The following is a 16,146-nucleotide window of genomic DNA, read 5'->3' on the forward strand; positions in this document are numbered from 1 at the left end:
GCCCCGGCTGCTCACCGGCCCCGAGCAGGACCTGATCATTCGTGAGCTGCTCGACGTGGTGGGGGAGGAACCCGGCGACGACCCGGTCGGCTGGCCGGAGGACCTGCGCCCCGCGCTGCGTACCCGGGCGTTCGCCCAGCAGCTCCGCGACCTGCTGATGCGTGCCGCGGAGCGCGGCGTCGGCCCGGTCGAGCTGGCCCGGCTGGGCGAGAAGCTGGGCCGCGCCGACTGGCCGGCCGCCGCGCGCTTCCTGCGGGAGTACGTCGCCGTGCTCGCCCTGCGCGACGTGAGCAACCGGGGCTCGGTGGCGTACGACCCGGCGGAACTGGTGCGCGCCGCCACCGGCATGTTGCTCGACGACCCCGAACTGCTCGCCGCCGAGCGTCGTCGCCTGACCCACGTGTACGTCGACGAGCTGGCCGACACCGACCCGGCCCAGCTCGACCTGCTCGCCGTGGTGGCCGGAGGCGGCCGGTCCCTCGTCGCGTTCGCCGACCCGGACTCGTCCACGTACGCGTTCCGCGGCGCCGACCCGGCGGGCGTCACCACGTTCCCGCACCGCTTCCGCACCGCCTCCGGTGCTCCGGCGGCGCAGGTCACGCTGACCACCTCGTACCGGGCCGGGCCGGAGCTGCTGGCGGCGACCGCCCGGCTGGCCCGGCGGCTGCGCGGCCCGGCGGGGCACCGGCGGCTGCGCCCGCTTCCCGGCGTGCCCGCCGGAACGGTGGAGGTACTGACGTTCCGGTCCGCCACCAGCGAGTCGGCGTGGCTGGCGCACGCGTTGCGCGAGGCGCACCTGCTCGACGGCGTGCCGTGGTCCCGGATGGCGGTGCTGGTCCGCTCCACCGGCCGGCAACTGCCGTCGCTGCGGCGCGCGCTGCACACGGCCGGTGTGCCGACCGTCGTGCACGGCGAGGACCTGCCGCTGCACCTCCAGCCGGCGGTCGCCCCGCTGCTGCTCCTGCTGCGCTGCGCGCTCGAACCCGACCGGCTGGACGAGGAGGCGGCCGTCGCGCTGCTGCACTCCCCGCTGGGCGGGGCCGACCCGCTGGCCGAACGGCGGCTGCGCCAGGGGTTGCGGGCGCTGGCGCTGGCCGCCGGCGACCGCCGTCCCTCCGGCGAGCTGCTGGTGGAGGCACTTCGCGACCCGGCCGAACTGGCCACCATCGAGCGTCGCTGGGCGGCCCCCGCGCAGGCCGTGGCGCACCTGCTCGCGACTGCCCGGGAGACGGCCGGCCGGCCCGGCGCCACAGTCGAGGACGTGCTCTGGGCGGTGTGGCGGGAGAGCGGGCTGGCCGAACGCTGGGCCGGGGCGATCACCCGGGGGCGGGCGGCCACCGGCGAGCACGAGACCGCCCAGCGCTGGCGGGCCGAGGCCGCCGACCGTGACCTGGACGCCGTTCTCGTCCTCTTCGACGCGGCGGCCCGGTTCACCGACCGGTTGCCCGGCGCGCGTACCGAGGTGTTCCTCGACCACGTCCTCGGGCAGGAGCTGCCCGCCGACACGCTCGCCGCCGCCGCCGACCGGGGCGACGCGGTACGCCTGCTCACCGCGCACGCCGCCAAGGGTCTGGAGTGGGACCTGGTCGCGGTGGCCGGGGTGCAGGAGGGCGTCTGGCCGGACCTGCGCCTGCGCGGCAGCCTGCTCGGCTCGGAGCGGCTCGTCGACGTGCTCGCCGGTCGCGCCGACGGCGCCGGGCTGCGGGCCAGCCTGGTCGGGCAGACGTCGGCGCTGCTGGACGAGGAGCGGCGGCTGTTCCACGTGGCGATCAGCCGGGCGCGACGGCGGCTGCTGGTCACCGCCGTGGCGTCCGCCGCTGTCGGCGGGGACGACCACGAGGAGCAGCCGAGCCGCTTCCTGCACGAACTGGCCGCCGCCGACCCACCCGCCACCGGCGGAGGCGGCGCCGCCCCGACCGGCCCGAACCCGACCGGCCCGAACCCGAACGGCCCGAACCCGACCGGGAACGGCCCGACACGTACGGCCACGCGCGGGGGCATCGTGGACGGGCCGGTGCCGCACGGGGACGAGCATCCGCAGGACGGGCCGCCCGCGGCGCTCCCGGTCACCCTGCCGCCGCGTGGGCTCACGCTGTCCGCGCTGGTGGCGGAGCTGCGTACCGCAGTCACCGACCCGGCGACGCCGATCACCCGGCGGCACGCGGCGGCGGGTGAGCTGGCGCGGCTGGCCGCCGCCGGTGTGCCCGGCGCGCACCCGGACGACTGGTGGGGGCTGCGCGGCCTGTCCGACGACCGGCCGCTCGTCGACGAGGGCGAGCCGGTACGGGTCACCCCGTCGGCGATGGAGAGCGCGTTGCGGTGCAGCCTGCGCTGGCTGCTGGAACGGCACGGCGGCAGCGGCCCGGCCAGCGCCGCGCAGGGCGTGGGCAACTTGGTGCACGCCGCCGCGATGCTGGCCGAGGATGCCAGCGTCGACCGGGAGGCGCTGCTGGAGTACGTGGCCGCCCGGTTCGACGCGATCGAGCTGGCCGCCCGGTGGATGGCCGGCCCGGAGCGGCAGCGCGCCGAGGCGATGGTGGACAAGCTGCTGCGCTGGCTGGCCGGCAACCCGCGCCGGCTGCTCGCGATCGAGCACGAGTTCGCGGTCCGGCTCGACGACCCGTCCCGTCCGATCGAGCTGACCGGCCGGGTCGACCGGCTGGAGGTCGACGACGAGGGGCGGCTCGTGGTGATCGACCTGAAGACCGGCAAGTCGACGGCTGTCACCGAGCGGGAGGTGGCCGAACATCCGCAGCTCGGCGCGTACCAGGCAGCCGTGGAGGCGGGCGGGTTCGCCGAGTTCGGCGAGGAACCGGGCGGGGCCGCGCTGGTGCAGCTCGGCACCGGCGCGCGGGACGCCAAGGAGCAGACCCAGGCCGCGGCCGGGGAGGGTCCGGAGGCCGGGTGGGCCACCGCGCTGGTGCGCCGTACCGCAGACACGATGGCCGCCTCGACGTTCGCCGCAGTGGCCAACTCCAAGTGCCGGGTCTGCCCGGTACGCACCAGCTGCCCGGTGTCCGGCCAGGGCCGCCAGGTGGTCGAGCCGCCACCGGAGAACCAGCCGTGAGCGCGAGGAGTGAGCCGGTTTTGCGAGCCCCGCAGTCGCGAACAAAGACTGGACCATGACTGTTCAGCCGGCGCTGTTCGGCGCCTCCGCCACGCCCGCGCCGCGTACCGCCGACGCCGGGCCCCGCTACACGCCGGTCGAGCTGGCCCGGCTGCTGCGGCTGCCCGCGCCCACCCGGGAGCAGGCCGCGATCATCGCTGCGCCGGTGGAACCGCTGCTGGTGGTCGCGGGCGCCGGCTCGGGCAAGACCGAGACGATGGCCGCGCGGGTGATGTGGCTGGTCGCCAACTCCTACGTACGCCCCGAGCACATTCTCGGCCTCACCTTCACCCGCAAGGCGGCCGGCGAGCTGGCGCACCGGGTCCGCACCCGGCTCGACCAGCTCATCCGGCGGCTCGGCCGGCAGGGGCGGGATCCGCACGACGACCCGCTGGCGGGCGAGCCGACCGTGTCCACGTACCACTCGTACGCCGGGCGGATCGTCACCGAGCACGGGTTGCGCGCCGGGTACGAGCCGACCACCCGGCTGCTCACCGAGGCGTCCCGCTGGCAGCTCGTCGACCTGCTGGTGCGCAACTACGACGGCGACATGTCCGAGGTGGACCGGATGCCGTCGACCATCACTGACGCCGTGCTGGCGCTCGCCGGTGAGCTGGACGAGCACCTGGTCGACCCGGACGAGCTGGCCGCCTGGACCGGCCGGTTCTTCGCCGACGTGCAGTCCCGGCCGGGCCGGGTCTACGCCGACGTCCGCAAGGCGCTCCAGCTCCAGCGGACCCGGCTGAAGCTGCTGCCGCTCGTGCGCGCGTACGCCCGGCGCAAGGACGACTTCGAGGCGATGGACTTCGCCGACCAGCTCGCCCGCGCGGCCCGGGTGGCCCGCGACCATCCCGGCGTCGGGGTGATCGAGCGGGACCGGTTCCGGGTGGTGCTGCTCGACGAGTACCAGGACACCAGCCACGCCCAGGTGGTGCTGCTCAACGCGCTGTTCGGCGGCGGCCACCCGGTCACCGCGGTCGGCGACCCCTGCCAGTCCATCTACGGCTGGCGCGGGGCCAGCGCCGGCACGCTCGACCGGTTCCCGGCCGAGTTCGCCCGTACCGACGGCAGCCCGGCCGACGTGCTCAGCCTGACCACGAGCTGGCGCAACCGGCCGGAGATCCTCGGCGTGGCCAACACGCTGTCGGTGCCGCTGCGGGCGGCCGGCGCGCGCGTGCCGGAGCTGCACGCCGCGCTCAGCGTCCGCGACCCGATCCCGCACCGCACGTCGGGCGGGCAGGCCGGCGGCACCGTGCACTGCGCGCTGCTGGAGACGTACGCCGACGAGGCCGACTGGATCGCGGACAGCGTGCTGGCGGCCTGGCGGGGCGCGGCCGGGATGCCCGGCGCGCTGCCCGAGCACATCCCGGCCGACCGCCGCCCGACCACTGCGGTGCTGGTGCGGCTGCGCAGCCAGATCCCGGCGATCGAGGCGGCGTTGCGTGCCCGCGGACTGCCGGTCGACGTGGTCGGCCTGGGCGGGCTGCTGGACACCCCTGAGGTACGGGACGTGGTGTGCACGCTGCGCGTGCTCGCCGACCCGACCGACGGGGCGGCGCTGCTGCGGCTGCTGACAGGCGCGCGCTGGCGGATCGGCCCGCGTGATCTGGTCGCCCTGCACCGCCGGGCCCGCGCCATCGCCCGCAGCCGCCGGGAGCTCACCGGCGACGAGGGCCCGGAGATCACCGTGGACGCGCTGGACGAGGCGACGCTCGTGGAGGCGCTGGCGGACCTGGGGCCGGCGCAGGCGTACTCGGCCGAGGGCTACGCGCGGCTGCGCTCGTACGGGATGGAGCTGGCGCTGCTGCGCTACCGGCTGGACCAGTCCCTGCCGGAGCTGATCGCGGACATCGAGCGGACCATCGGGCTCGACGTCGAGGTGGCGGTCCGGGCCGGCCGGGACGGCGCGGGCGACGCCGGGCTGGCCCGCGCGCACCTGGACGCGCTCGGCGACGTCGCGGCCCGGTTCAGCGGCGAGACGCCCGGCGCCACGCTGGCCGGTTTCCTCGCGTACCTGGCCGCCGCCGAGGACGAGGAGCGCGGGCTGGCGCCCGGCGAGGTCGAGGTGGTGGCCGGCGCGGTGCAGGTGCTCACCGCGCACGCCGCGAAGGGCCTGGAGTGGGACGTGGTGGCGGTGGCGGGGATGACCCGGGGCGTCTGGCCGGGACCGGTCCGCAACTCCGACCACTGGCTGGGCGGGCTGGGCGTGTTGCCGTTCCCGTTGCGCGGCGACGCGGACGGGCTGCCCGAGCTGGCCCTGCCGGAGGCGGAGGACCAGCGCGGCGTGGCCCGGGCGCTGACCGACTTCACCGACGCCTGGCGGGCGCACGACGAGCGGGAGGAGCGCCGGCTGGCGTACGTGGCGGTGACCCGCCCGCGCCGGCTGCTGCTCTGCTCCGGCTACTGGTGGGGGGAGGGGACCAAGCGGTTCCGCGGCCCGTCGGTGTTCCTGCGGGAGGTGCACGACGCCTGCCTGGCGGGCGGGGACGGGCACGTGGTGGACGCGTGGACGCCGGAGCCGGCCGGGGACGCGGTGAACCCGACCACCGAGACGGTGCTGCGGGCCGAGTGGCCGGCCGACCCGCTGGGCACCCGCCGCCCGGCGCTGACCGAGGCGGCGGCGCTGGTCCGCCGCCACCTGGCCGACCCGGAGACGGCCCGTCGCGAGGCGGCAGTGCTCGCCACCACGGGAGCGGCGGACGACGCCGAGGTGGCCCGCTGGCGGCGCGAGGCCGATCTCCTGCTCGCCGAGCGGGCGGAGCTGGCCCGGCAGGCCGAGGCGGTCGAGGTCGAACTACCCGGCCAGCTCTCGGTGACCCAGCTCGTGGCGTTGCGCCGCGACCCGGAGGCGCTGGCCCGTACGCTGCGCCGCCCGATGCCGACCGAACCGAACCCGTACGCCCGGCGCGGCACCGCGTTCCACGCCTGGCTGGAGCAGCGCTTCGGCACCGACCGGCTGCTCGACGTGGACGAGCTGCCCGGCGCGGCGGACGAGGACGCGGCCCCGGACGAGGCGCTGGCCGAGTTGCAGGAGCGCTTCCTGGCCGGCGAGTGGGCCGACCGGGTGCCGGTGGAGGTGGAGGTGCCGTTCGCCACTGTCATCGCCGGGGTGGTGATCAGGGGGCGGATGGACGCCGTGTTCGCCCGCCCGGGTGGGCGCTACGACGTGGTCGACTGGAAGACCGGGCGGCAGCCGGCCGGCCGGGAGGCCGACGCGGCGGCGGTGCAGCTGGCTGTCTACCGGCTGGCCTGGGCGGAACTGGCCGGGGTGCCGGTGGACCGGGTCGGCGCCGCGTTCCACTACGTGCGGGACTCCGCCACCGTCCGCCCGGCCGATCTGCTCGACGCGGAGGGACTGGCCGCCTTGGTGGCCGCCGTGCCGGAAATCCCGGGGGATCTCCCGGAGCGCGCGAATCCGTGATACGTTGGCTGGGTTGCAGTTTTGGTTTCCAGAGACTCTGTGTGCGCCTGGCGGATTGTGGCCCCAGGCGCTCTTTGTTGTGTCCGGAGTTCTCCGGGCGGGGCGACCAGCAGCGACAGGCACGCCGCGTATTCCACGCGCGGGGTGCTCCTCTCCGGCCCGCAACACGTGCGGGCCGACCGTTCCGTCAAGGAGACGAAACACATGGCAATTGGCACCGTCAAGTGGTTCAACGCTGACAAGGGCTTCGGCTTCATCACCCCGGACGACGGCGGCGCCGACGTCTTCGCCCACTTCTCGGCGATCCAGACCTCCGGCTACCGGAGCCTGGACGAGAACCAGCGGGTCGAGTTCGAGGTGACCCAGGGCCAGAAGGGCCCGCAGGCGGAGAACATCCGCCCGCTCTGATCTTCGGATCAACCGGCACCACCATCGCGCCCTCTCGGGCGTGGTGCACGGGCCGGCCCGCCTCTGCCGGGCCGGCCCGTCCCTTTCGGTTCGTGCTTGTGACCACCGGCGACGCCGGTGACGCGCCGCTGTCCGGCGCCCTTCCTCGACACGTGCCGCGTCGAGGAAGGCTTTCCGCATGACCACGACCCTGCCCACGTTCGCCGCCACCGGCCTGGCCCCGGCGCTCGTCTCCGAGCTGGCCGCGCAGGGCATCTCCGCGCCGTTCCCGATCCAGGCGGCGACGATCCCGGACTCGCTGGCCGGCCGCGACGTGCTCGGCCGGGGCCGTACCGGCTCCGGCAAGACGCTCGCGTTCGGGCTGCCGCTGCTGCACCGTACGGCCGGCCGCCGGGCCCGCCCGGGCCGCCCGCTCGCGCTCGTGCTCGTACCCACCCGTGAACTGGCCGCGCAGGTCACCGAAGCGCTCGCCCCGTACGCCGCCACGCTCGGCCTGCGCTGCGCCACAGTGGTCGGCGGGCTCTCGCTGACCCGGCAGGCGGCCGCGCTGCGCGCCGGCGCCGAGGTGCTGGTGGCCACGCCGGGCCGGCTGCACGACCTGATCGACCGCGGAGACGCCCGGCTGGACCAGGTGACCATCACCGTGCTGGACGAGGCGGACCAGATGGCCGACATGGGCTTCCTGCCGCAGGTGACGAAGCTGCTGGAGCAGGTCGCGCCGGGCGGGCAGCGGATGCTGTTCTCGGCCACGCTCGACCGCGGCGTGGACCGGCTGGTCCGCCGGTTCCTCACCGACCCGGTGACGCACTCCGTCGACCCGGGCACCGCCACCGTCACCGCGATGACGCACCACGTGCTGCACCTGGACGCGGAGGACAAGCCGGCCGCGCTGGCGCACATCGCCGCCCGCGAGGGCCGCACCATCGTCTTCATCGCCACCAAGCACCGCGCCGACCGGGTGGCCCGCCAGCTGCTCGCCAAGGGCGTACGCGCGGCGGCGCTGCACGGTGGCAAGTCGCAGCCGCAGCGCACCCGCATCCTGGAGCAGTTCCGCACCGGCCAGGTCACCGCGCTGGTGGCCACCGACGTGGCGGCCCGGGGCATCCACGTCGACGGGCTGGACCTGGTCGTCAACGCCGACCCGCCCACCGAGGCCAAGGACTACCTGCACCGGGGCGGCCGGACCGCCCGGGCCGGCGAGTCGGGCACCGTGGTCACGCTCGTGCTGCCGGACCAGCGCCGCGACGTCGCCCGGCTGATGACCACCGCGGGCATCAACCCCAAGACCACGCGGGTACGCGCCGGCGACAGCGAGCTGAGCCGGCTCACCGGCGCCCGGGAGCCGTCCGGCGTGCCGGTGACCATCACCGCGCCCGCCGCCGCGCATCCCGCCCCGGGAACCCGTCCTCGCCGGCGCCCGCGCCGCCGCTGACCGCGGCCTGCGCCTGACCGGCTCGCCTCCGATCGGGCCGCTTCCGAGCGGGCCGTCTCCGAGCGGGCCGCTTCCGAGCGGGCCGCTTCCGATCGGGCGGAGAGTTCGCTCCTGAGTCGGGAATCAGTCGATGTTCGGTCGGCTGCCCGACTGTGCGACCGGAACCCGACGATGATGCTGCTGCGCGGGGGACCGGTCGGGGGGTCGGCCGGACGCGGAGGGAGCGGTTCATGGCGGGGGAAGCCGGATCGGGCGGAGCGCGGGAAGTGGTGCTGGTGCTCGCGGTGGCGGGGGCCGGCCTGGCGCTCGCCGCGGTGGCCGCGTTCGGGCCGTGGCAGCCGTCCGACGGCGGCTCGCCGGATCGCGGCGCCGCCCGCAGCTTCACACCCGGGATGCGCACCCCGCACACTCAGTAGCCGCCCAGGACGGACGATGCCGAGATACCGATATGACCCTCAGGCATAAATATGCCCCAGAGTCATATCGGCCGGGAGTCATGCCTCTGCGACCGACGACCGGCCGGGCGCGTCGCCCTGGGCTTCCGCACAGCGATCATGCGGTCCCGCCGCCGGCCCCGTGACGGACGCGCGTCAGGGCGCCGTGGCCCGGTCGCTCAGCAGATCGGCGAGTGTGGTCCGGTCCACGACCAGGGCGATGGCGCCGTCCACCGCCAGCCACACGTCCCGCAGGCCGGTGGCCACACCGTGGTAGCCGGCCCGGTCGGCGGGAATGCCCCGGACGCTCGTGATCGCGCCGCCGACCGCGCGCAGCACGTCGCCCACACTGATCTCGTCCGGTGGGCGGGCCAGCGCGTACCCGCCCTCGGTGCCGCGGTGGCTGTGCAGCAGTCCGGCCCGCCGCAGGTCGAGCAGGATCCCCTGGAGGAAGCTGAGCGGGATGCCCTGGCTCTCGGCCAGGCTCGCCGCCTTGACCAGCTCGCCGCCGCCGGCCGCCGGGTCGCCTGTGGTGACGGCGGCGTCGGCGACGGCGAGCATGGCCCGGAGCGCGTAGTCGGCGCGCGCGGAGATGTACACGACGTCAGTTGCCGGCCTGGTCCAGCACGCCCCAGCGGCGGCGGATCGCCTTGTCGGCGGCCCCGAACGCGGTGTCCACGAGCAGGCCCACGACCAGGATGACGATCATGATGGCCATCAGGCGGGGTGCCTCGCTCAGCTCGCGTGCGTACGTGAGCTGCGCGCCGATCGAGGTGCGGGTGGCGATGACCACCAGCAGCTCACCGGCCATCAGGCTGCGCCATGCGAACGCCCAGCCCTGCTTGAGCCCGGCCACGATGGCGGGCAGCGCGGCCGGCGCGATCACGTACCGGTAGAGGTTGAGCCCTCGGGCGCCGAGGTTGCGGCCGGCCCGGACCAGCAGCGGCGGCACGTAGTCCACGCCGTGGATGACGCCGTTGGCGACCGACGGCGCGGCGCCGAGCACCACGACGAAGAAGATCGCCTGCTCGCTGAGCTGGAACAGCAGGATGGCCAGCGGAAACCAGGCGATCGACGGCATGGTCTGCAACGCGGTGATCATCGAGCCGAGCGCGGCCCGGAGCACCTTGACCCGGGCCACGCCCAGGCCGAGCAGCAGGCCGACCGCGACCGCGGCGGCGAACCCGACCGCCGCGCGCCGGGCGGTGGTGGCGAGGCCCTCCCAGAGCGCCGAGCTGAGCAGGTAGTCCCCGAGGTCGCCGAAGACCACCGCCGGGCCGGGCAGCGCCCACGGCTCCTTCCATCCGGACCAGACCACCGCCTGCCAGATGGCGACGGCCAGCGCGAGCGCGGCGAACTTGGGCCAGGTGGCCGACCACAGGCGGCGTACCCGGGACGGGCCCTTCTCCCGGCCGGCGATCTCCAGCGCGTCGAGTCCGGAGATCTCCGCGTCCGTACGCGCCGACCCGGTGAGGGTGTCACTGGCCATGTCGGCCCACCTCCTTGCGCAGCCGGTCGGTGACCTCGGCGGCGATGGCCGAGACCTCCGGCGAGTCGATCCGCCGGGGGCGCGGCACGGCGACCTCGGTGGAGTAGATGATCCGGCCGGGCCGGCTGGAGAGCAGCACGATGCGGTCGGCGAGCCGGGCCGCCTCGCGCACGTTGTGCGTGACGAACAGGACGGTGAGCTTGCGCTCGGTCCAGATCCGCTCCAGCTCGTCGTGCAGGATGTCGCGGGTCATCGCGTCCAGCGCGCCGAACGGCTCGTCCATCAGCAGCACCGGCGTCTCCAGCGCGAGCGTGCGGGCCAGCGCGACCCGCTGCCGCATGCCGCCGGAGAGCTGGTGCGGCCGCTTGCGGCCGAACTCGGACAGGTGGACCGTGCGCAGCAGCTCTGCCACCCGCTCCTTGCGCTGGTCGCGGGGGAGTCCGCGCAGCTTCAGCGGCACCTCGATGTTGCCCTCGACGGTCAGCCACGGGAACAGCGCCGGCTCCTGGAACATCAGTCCCGGGTTGACGCCCTCGCTTAGCTCGATCGCGCCGCCGCTGGCCCGGTCCAGTCCGGCGACCAGGTTGAGCAGCGTGCTCTTGCCGCAGCCGGACGCGCCGACCATGCAGACGAACTCGCCCGGCGCGATGTCCAGCGACAGCCCGTCCAGCGCCAGGACCGCCTGCTCGCCCTGGCCGTACACCTTGGTCACGCCGCGCAGCGCGACCGAGCCGGTCGCGCTGCGCGGGGTCGTGCTCGTCGACGTCACGGCTGGCTGACCTCGGCCTTGCCCTGCGTCTTGAGCACCTCGTTGAGGTACTTCAGGTCGTAGAGGCCGTTCAGGTCGACCGGCTGGGTGAGCCCGACCGCGACCGCGTGGTCCAGGCCGGTCTTCAGCGACGACGGGATCGGGTCGTTGGTGAACTCCAGCGTCGGCCAGGCCTGCTTGATCAGCTTGAGGTCCAGCGGCTTGCCGGTGATCTTGCCGATGTGGTCGGAGATGGCCTGCTGCGCCTCGTCCGGCTTGGTGTTGACGAACTCGTTCGCCGCGACCTGACCCTCGACCAGCTTCTTCACCACGTCCGGGTGCGCCTTGAGGAACTTGGTGCTGACCAGCAGGTTGGTGATGACGAACTTCTTGTCCGGCCAGAGGTCACGCTCGTCGACGAGCACCTTGCCGCCGGCGTTCACCAGCCGGGAGACGAACGGCTCGGGCACCCAGGCGCCGTCGATGGCGCCGCTGCCGAACGTCTCGACCGTCTGCGCGTTCTCCTGCGGCACGATCTTGACGTCGCCGCCGCCCTCCTTGGTGGTCTCCAGGCCCTTCTCCTTGAGCCAGAAGCGCAGCGCCACGTCCTGGGTGTTGCCGAGCTGCGGGGTGGCGATCTTCTTGCCGCGCAGCTGCTCCACCGAGGTGATGCCGGGCTTGACCACGAGCGCGACGCCGCCGGACGCGGCGCCGGAGATGACCCGGACCGCCTCGCCCTTGGACTTGGAGAAGGCGTTCACTGTCGGGTTCGGGCCGATGTACGTGGCGTCGAGCGCGCCGGAGAAGACGGCCTCGATGGCGGCCGGGCCGGCGTTGAACGTCTTGGTGTCCAGCTCGACGTCGCTGCCGAGCTTCTCCTTGAAGATCCCCTTCTCGACGCCGACCACAGCCGGGGCGTGCGTGATGTTGGGGAAGTAGCCGAGGCGCAGCGTCACCGGGCCGGAACCGGCGGCGGCGTCGCTGTCCTCGCCGCAGGCGGCGGTGGTGCCGAGCGTGGCCGCGCCGAGGGCGGCCAGGGCCGCCAGGGTGGCCAGGCGGCGCAGGGGAAGCCGTCTCATCGAATGTCCAATCCGCAGTATTCCTATTTAGTTGGTAGGAAGAGTGGGGCAAGCGGCCGCCGGCGTCAAGTCCCGTCCCGCGACAGTCCACCGTTCGGCCAGGGCACACCGGCGGTAGAGCCGGTACCGAGGCGCTAGTGTCGATCTCGTGCCGACGCGGAGAGCGAAGATCCCAGCGACGAAGTACCCGGTCGAACGGTTCACCCTCGACAACGGCCTGCGCGTGGTGCTCACGCCGGACCGCAGCGCCCCGGTCATCGGGGTCGCTGTGGTCTACGACGTCGGCATCCGCTCCGAGCCCGAGGGGCGCACCGGGTTCGCCCACCTCTTCGAGCACCTGATGTTCCAGGGCTCGGAGAACCTGGAGAAGCTGGCCCACTTCCGGCACGTCCAGGGCGCGGGCGGGACGTTCAACGGCTCCACCCACCTGGACTACACCGACTACTTCGAGACGCTGCCCGCCAACGCACTGGAACGGGCGCTGTTCCTGGAGGCCGACCGGATGCGCGGCCCCCGGCTGACCGAGGAGAACCTGCGCAACCAGGTGGACGTGGTGAAGGAGGAGATCCGGGTCAACGTGCTGAACCGGCCGTACGGCGGGTTCCCCTGGCTGACGCTGCCCCCGGTGATGTTCGACACCTTCCCCAACGCGCACGACGGCTACGGCTCCTTCGTCGACCTGGAGTCGGCCACCGTGGCCGACGCCGCCGACTTCTTCCGCCGCTACTACGCCAGCGGCAACGCGGTGCTCGCGGTCAGCGGCGACATCGACGTGGCCGAGGCGACAACGCTCATCGAGCGGCACTTCGGGGACGTGCCGGCCCGGCCCGCCCCGCAGCGGCCCGACTTCGCCGAGCCCGACCTGACCGCCGAGCGGCGCAGCACGTACACCGACGCGCTGGCCCCGCTCCCGGCGGTGGCCGGCGCGTGGCGGGTGCCCGACCCGATCAGCGACTTCGCCGGCTACCTGCCCTACGTGGTGCTGGCCGAGGTGCTCACCGACGGCGACGCCTCCCGGCTGGTCGAGCGGCTGGTGCAGCGCGACCGGTCGGTCACCGGCCTCGGCGGGTACCTCGGCTTCATGGGCGACCCGTTCGACGTGCGCGACCCCACCGCGCTGCTGCTCCAGGCCCACCTGCCGCCCGGCGGCGACGTGGACAAGGTGCTGCGCACCGTCGACGAGGAACTGGACCGGCTGGCGGCCGACGGGCTGACCGACGGGGAGCTGGCGCGTACCCAGGCCCGGATGGCCACCCACCTGCTGCGCGACACGGACGCGGTGCTCGGCCGCGCGTTGCGGATGGCGGTGCTGGAACAGCAGCGCGGCGAACCCGGCCTGCTCAACGACCTGCCCCGGCTGGTCGGCGAGGTGACCGAGGAACAGGTCCGCGCCGCCGCCGCCACCCTGCGGCCCGAGCGCCGCGCGGCAGTCGAGGTCGTTCCCGGAGGTGCCCGATGACCACCACCACCGTCCGGCCGCTGCCGGCGCTGCGCCCGAACCGCCGCCTCAAGGTGCCCAAGCAGGCCGAGCGCACGCTCCGCAACGGCCTCACCGTGATCGCGGTACGCCGCTCCTCCGTACCGCTCGTCGAGCTGCGACTGTGGATGCCGTTCGGACGCACCCACCTGGCCCGCGGCGCGATGCTGGCGCAGACCATGCTCTCCGGCACCGAGGCGCACAGCGCCACCGAGCTGGCGGCCGAGTTGCAGAAGGTCGGCGGCGGGCTGACCGCCGGTCTCGACCCGGACCGGCTGATGCTCTCCGGCGCGGGCCTGGTCACCGGCCTGGACCGGATGCTGGAGCTGCTCGCCGAGGTGCTCACCGGTGCGACCTACCCCGCGGACTGGGTGGAGACCGAGCGGGACCGGCTGGTCGACCGCATCCAGGTCGCCCAGAGCCAGCCGTCGCACCTGGCCCGGACCGCGCTGCTCAAGCGGGTGTACGGCCGGCACCCGTACGCGGTGCAGACGCCCGACCCGGACCAGGTGCGGGCGGTCCGCCCGGCCGCGTTGCGGCGGCTGCACGCCGAGCGGGTGCATCCGGCCGGCGCGGTGCTGGTGCTCGTCGGCGACGTGGCGCCGGACCGGGCGCTGGACGCGGCCGAGCAGGCGTTGTCCGGGTGGCGCGGTGACGGCCACGTCGCCGAACTGCCTCCCGCGCCGCCGCTGGAACCCGGGCCGCTGCTGCTCGTCGACCGGCCCGGATCGGTGCAGTCCTCGGTACGACTCGCACTGCCGGCCGTGCCCCGCACCCACCCGGACCACGCCGCGTTGCAGCTCGCCAACCTGATCTTCGGCGGCTACTTCTCCTCCCGCTGGGTGGAGAACATCCGCGAGGACAAGGGCTACACGTACGGGCCGCACTCGCTCGTGGAGCACTCGGTGGCCGGTTCGCTGCTCGTCGCCGGCGCCGAGGTGGCCACCGAGGTGACCGCGGCGGCCCTGGTGGAGACGAACTACGAGCTGGGCCGCCTGGCGACGGTGCCGCCGAAGGCCGACGAGCTGGAGCAGGCCCGCCAGTACGCACTCGGCACGCTCCAGCTCGGCATGTCCACCCAGGCCGGTCTCGCGTCGCTGACCAGCGCGTACGCCGGCAACGGGCTGCGGCTGGACTTCCTCGCCGAGCACGCCGCCCGGCTGGCCGCCGCGACAGTGGACGACGTGGCCGAGGTGGCCGCCCGCTACCTGGCCCCGGCCCGCGCGGTCACAGTCGTGCTCGGCGACGCCGAACGGGTGGCCGACTCGCTCGCCGCGCTGACACCGGTGCGTACGGAATCGGCATGAGCGGGGAATCCGACCCGCCGCTGGCCCGGTCGACGCTCGACCGGGCCGCGCACCGGCGTACCGATCCCGCCTGGCTGACCGAGGCGTGGGAACGGGCCCGGGTGCTGGTGCTGGATTCCACCGCCGAGGGGCGGGCGCTGGTCCGGGGCGCGTCTACCCCGCCGGAGCTGGTCCTGGTCGGCCCCGGTGAGCTGCCCGAGGTGCCCCGGTCGGTGCCGATGTTCCTCGGCGTCGAGCCGGACGGCGTACCCGTGTTCGCGGTGGACGGGCCGCTGCCGGCGCTGCCGGACACCCGCCCGGCTCACCTGCGCGAGGTCGGCCACCTGATGACCGACCGGGACGCGGGCCTGTTCACCACCGCGCTGGCGCTGCTCAACTGGCACCTGCGGCACGGCTACTCGTCGACGACCGGCAAGGCGACGAGCGCCGACGAGGCCGGCTGGTCGCGGATCGACCCGGACGGCGGCCGGGTCTGGCCGCGTACCGATCCGGCCATGATCGTGCTGGTGCACGACGGTGTGGACGGCCCGGACGGCCGCTGCCTGCTCGGCAACAACGCGGCCTGGCCGCGCACCCCGGGACAGCGCCGCTACTCCTGCCTGGCCGGATACGTCGAGCCCGGCGAGTCGGCCGAGGCCGCCGTGCTGCGCGAGGTCCGCGAGGAGGTGGGCGTCCCGGTCGAGGAGATCGCGTACGTGGGCAGCCAGTCCTGGCCGTTCCCCGGCTCGCTGATGCTCGGCTTCCTGGCACGTGCCGACGCGGACGCGCCGATCCGGGTCGACCTGGCCGAGATCGCGCACGCGCGCTGGTTCACCCGCCGGGAGATCGGCGCGGCGCTCGCGGGCGAGCCGGTGCCGGTGGGCGGGGGAGACCGGCTGGTCCTGCCGCCGCCGTCGTCGATCGCGTTGTTCCTGGTGCACCGCTGGCTCGACGGCCACTGCTGACCCGGCCCGGCCCTCGTCGGGTTGCCGTGTTTCGGTCGGTGCGGCGGCGCCGGTTCGGGGATGTGGTGTGGTCGAGGCCGGTGGGATACAGCCACCTCCCCGAACTGGCGGGGTGGGGGTGGGTGGATGCCGCCACTTCGCCGAGCTGGCGGGTCGGCCGGGTTTCGGCGGTTGCGCTTCCGCGCCGCCCGGGTTCGACCTGTCGCTGCGGGTCGCCGAACTGACCGCCACCGGGGATGCGTGCGGCGGGACTCGGGGTCGGGTTGGCGGGTTTCGGGCTGGTGGGTGGCACCAGTTCGGG

12 protein-coding genes are annotated in these 16,146 nt (G+C 74.6%); 8 read left to right on the forward strand and 4 right to left on the reverse strand.

Annotation, left to right across the window (positions count from 1 at the left end):
• The 5 genes from ABD52_RS30905 to ABD52_RS30925 all read left to right on the forward strand — a co-directional run.
• On the forward strand, positions 1 to 3,067 hold a 3,067-nt coding region (locus ABD52_RS30905; protein ID WP_047894082.1), incomplete at its 5' end, for an ATP-dependent DNA helicase.
• Between the two features lie 55 nt (positions 3,068 to 3,122).
• Complete coding sequence (locus ABD52_RS30910) at positions 3,123 to 6,527, forward strand: ATP-dependent DNA helicase (RefSeq protein WP_047894083.1); 3,405 nt, start codon at positions 3,123 to 3,125, stop codon at positions 6,525 to 6,527.
• Positions 6,528 to 6,731: 204 nt separating this feature from the next.
• Positions 6,732 to 6,935, forward strand: coding sequence for a cold-shock protein (locus ABD52_RS30915; RefSeq protein ID WP_013288421.1), 204 nt, complete (start codon positions 6,732 to 6,734; stop codon positions 6,933 to 6,935).
• Between the two features lie 178 nt (positions 6,936 to 7,113).
• Positions 7,114 to 8,367, forward strand: a complete 1,254-nt coding sequence (locus ABD52_RS30920; protein WP_013288420.1) for a DEAD/DEAH box helicase — start codon at positions 7,114 to 7,116, stop codon at positions 8,365 to 8,367.
• 230 nt (positions 8,368 to 8,597) lie between these two features.
• Complete coding sequence (locus tag ABD52_RS30925) at positions 8,598 to 8,783, forward strand: hypothetical protein (protein WP_047894084.1); 186 nt, start codon at positions 8,598 to 8,600, stop codon at positions 8,781 to 8,783.
• Between the two features lie 174 nt (positions 8,784 to 8,957).
• On the opposite strand, the gene ABD52_RS30930 is transcribed toward ABD52_RS30925, so the two are convergent.
• From ABD52_RS30930 to ABD52_RS30945, 4 genes are read right to left on the reverse strand one after another with little or no spacing between them, the layout of a single operon-like run.
• Entirely contained in the window at positions 8,958 to 9,401 is a 444-nt protein-coding gene (locus ABD52_RS30930; RefSeq protein WP_047894085.1) for an Rrf2 family transcriptional regulator, read from the reverse strand.
• A 4-nt stretch (positions 9,402 to 9,405) separates the two neighbouring features.
• Positions 9,406 to 10,290, reverse strand: a complete 885-nt coding sequence (locus ABD52_RS30935; RefSeq protein WP_013475242.1) for an ABC transporter permease — start codon at positions 10,288 to 10,290, stop codon at positions 9,406 to 9,408.
• Complete coding sequence (locus tag ABD52_RS30940; RefSeq protein ID WP_047894086.1) at positions 10,280 to 11,059, reverse strand: ABC transporter ATP-binding protein; 780 nt, start codon at positions 11,057 to 11,059, stop codon at positions 10,280 to 10,282. Before ABD52_RS30940 ends, ABD52_RS30935 begins: the two co-directional genes overlap by 11 nt.
• Positions 11,056 to 12,117 (reverse strand): ABC transporter substrate-binding protein, encoded by a 1,062-nt coding sequence (locus ABD52_RS30945; protein WP_030273864.1) that lies wholly within the window; start codon positions 12,115 to 12,117, stop codon positions 11,056 to 11,058. Before ABD52_RS30945 ends, ABD52_RS30940 begins: the two co-directional genes overlap by 4 nt.
• 148 nt (positions 12,118 to 12,265) lie before the next feature.
• Between ABD52_RS30945 and ABD52_RS30950 the strand changes: the two genes are divergently transcribed.
• The 3 genes from ABD52_RS30950 to nudC are packed head-to-tail and all read left to right on the forward strand — an operon-like array spanning position 12,266 to position 15,845.
• On the forward strand, positions 12,266 to 13,576 hold the full coding sequence (locus tag ABD52_RS30950) for a pitrilysin family protein (RefSeq protein ID WP_013475244.1): 1,311 nt from the start codon (positions 12,266 to 12,268) through the stop codon (positions 13,574 to 13,576).
• Positions 13,573 to 14,901 carry a pitrilysin family protein gene (locus tag ABD52_RS30955; protein ID WP_013288413.1) on the forward strand — a complete coding sequence of 443 codons (1,329 nt, stop codon included), beginning with the start codon at positions 13,573 to 13,575 and terminating at the stop codon, positions 14,899 to 14,901. Before ABD52_RS30950 ends, ABD52_RS30955 begins: the two co-directional genes overlap by 4 nt.
• Positions 14,898 to 15,845, forward strand: coding sequence for an NAD(+) diphosphatase (gene nudC, locus ABD52_RS30960; RefSeq protein ID WP_030273869.1), 948 nt, complete (start codon positions 14,898 to 14,900; stop codon positions 15,843 to 15,845). Before ABD52_RS30955 ends, nudC begins: the two co-directional genes overlap by 4 nt.
• The last annotated feature ends 301 nt before the right edge of the window (positions 15,846 to 16,146 follow it).

Source organism: Micromonospora sp. RV43 (assembly GCF_001029515.1).
GTDB classification, from domain to species: Bacteria; Actinomycetota; Actinomycetes; order Mycobacteriales; family Micromonosporaceae; genus Micromonospora; species Micromonospora aurantiaca.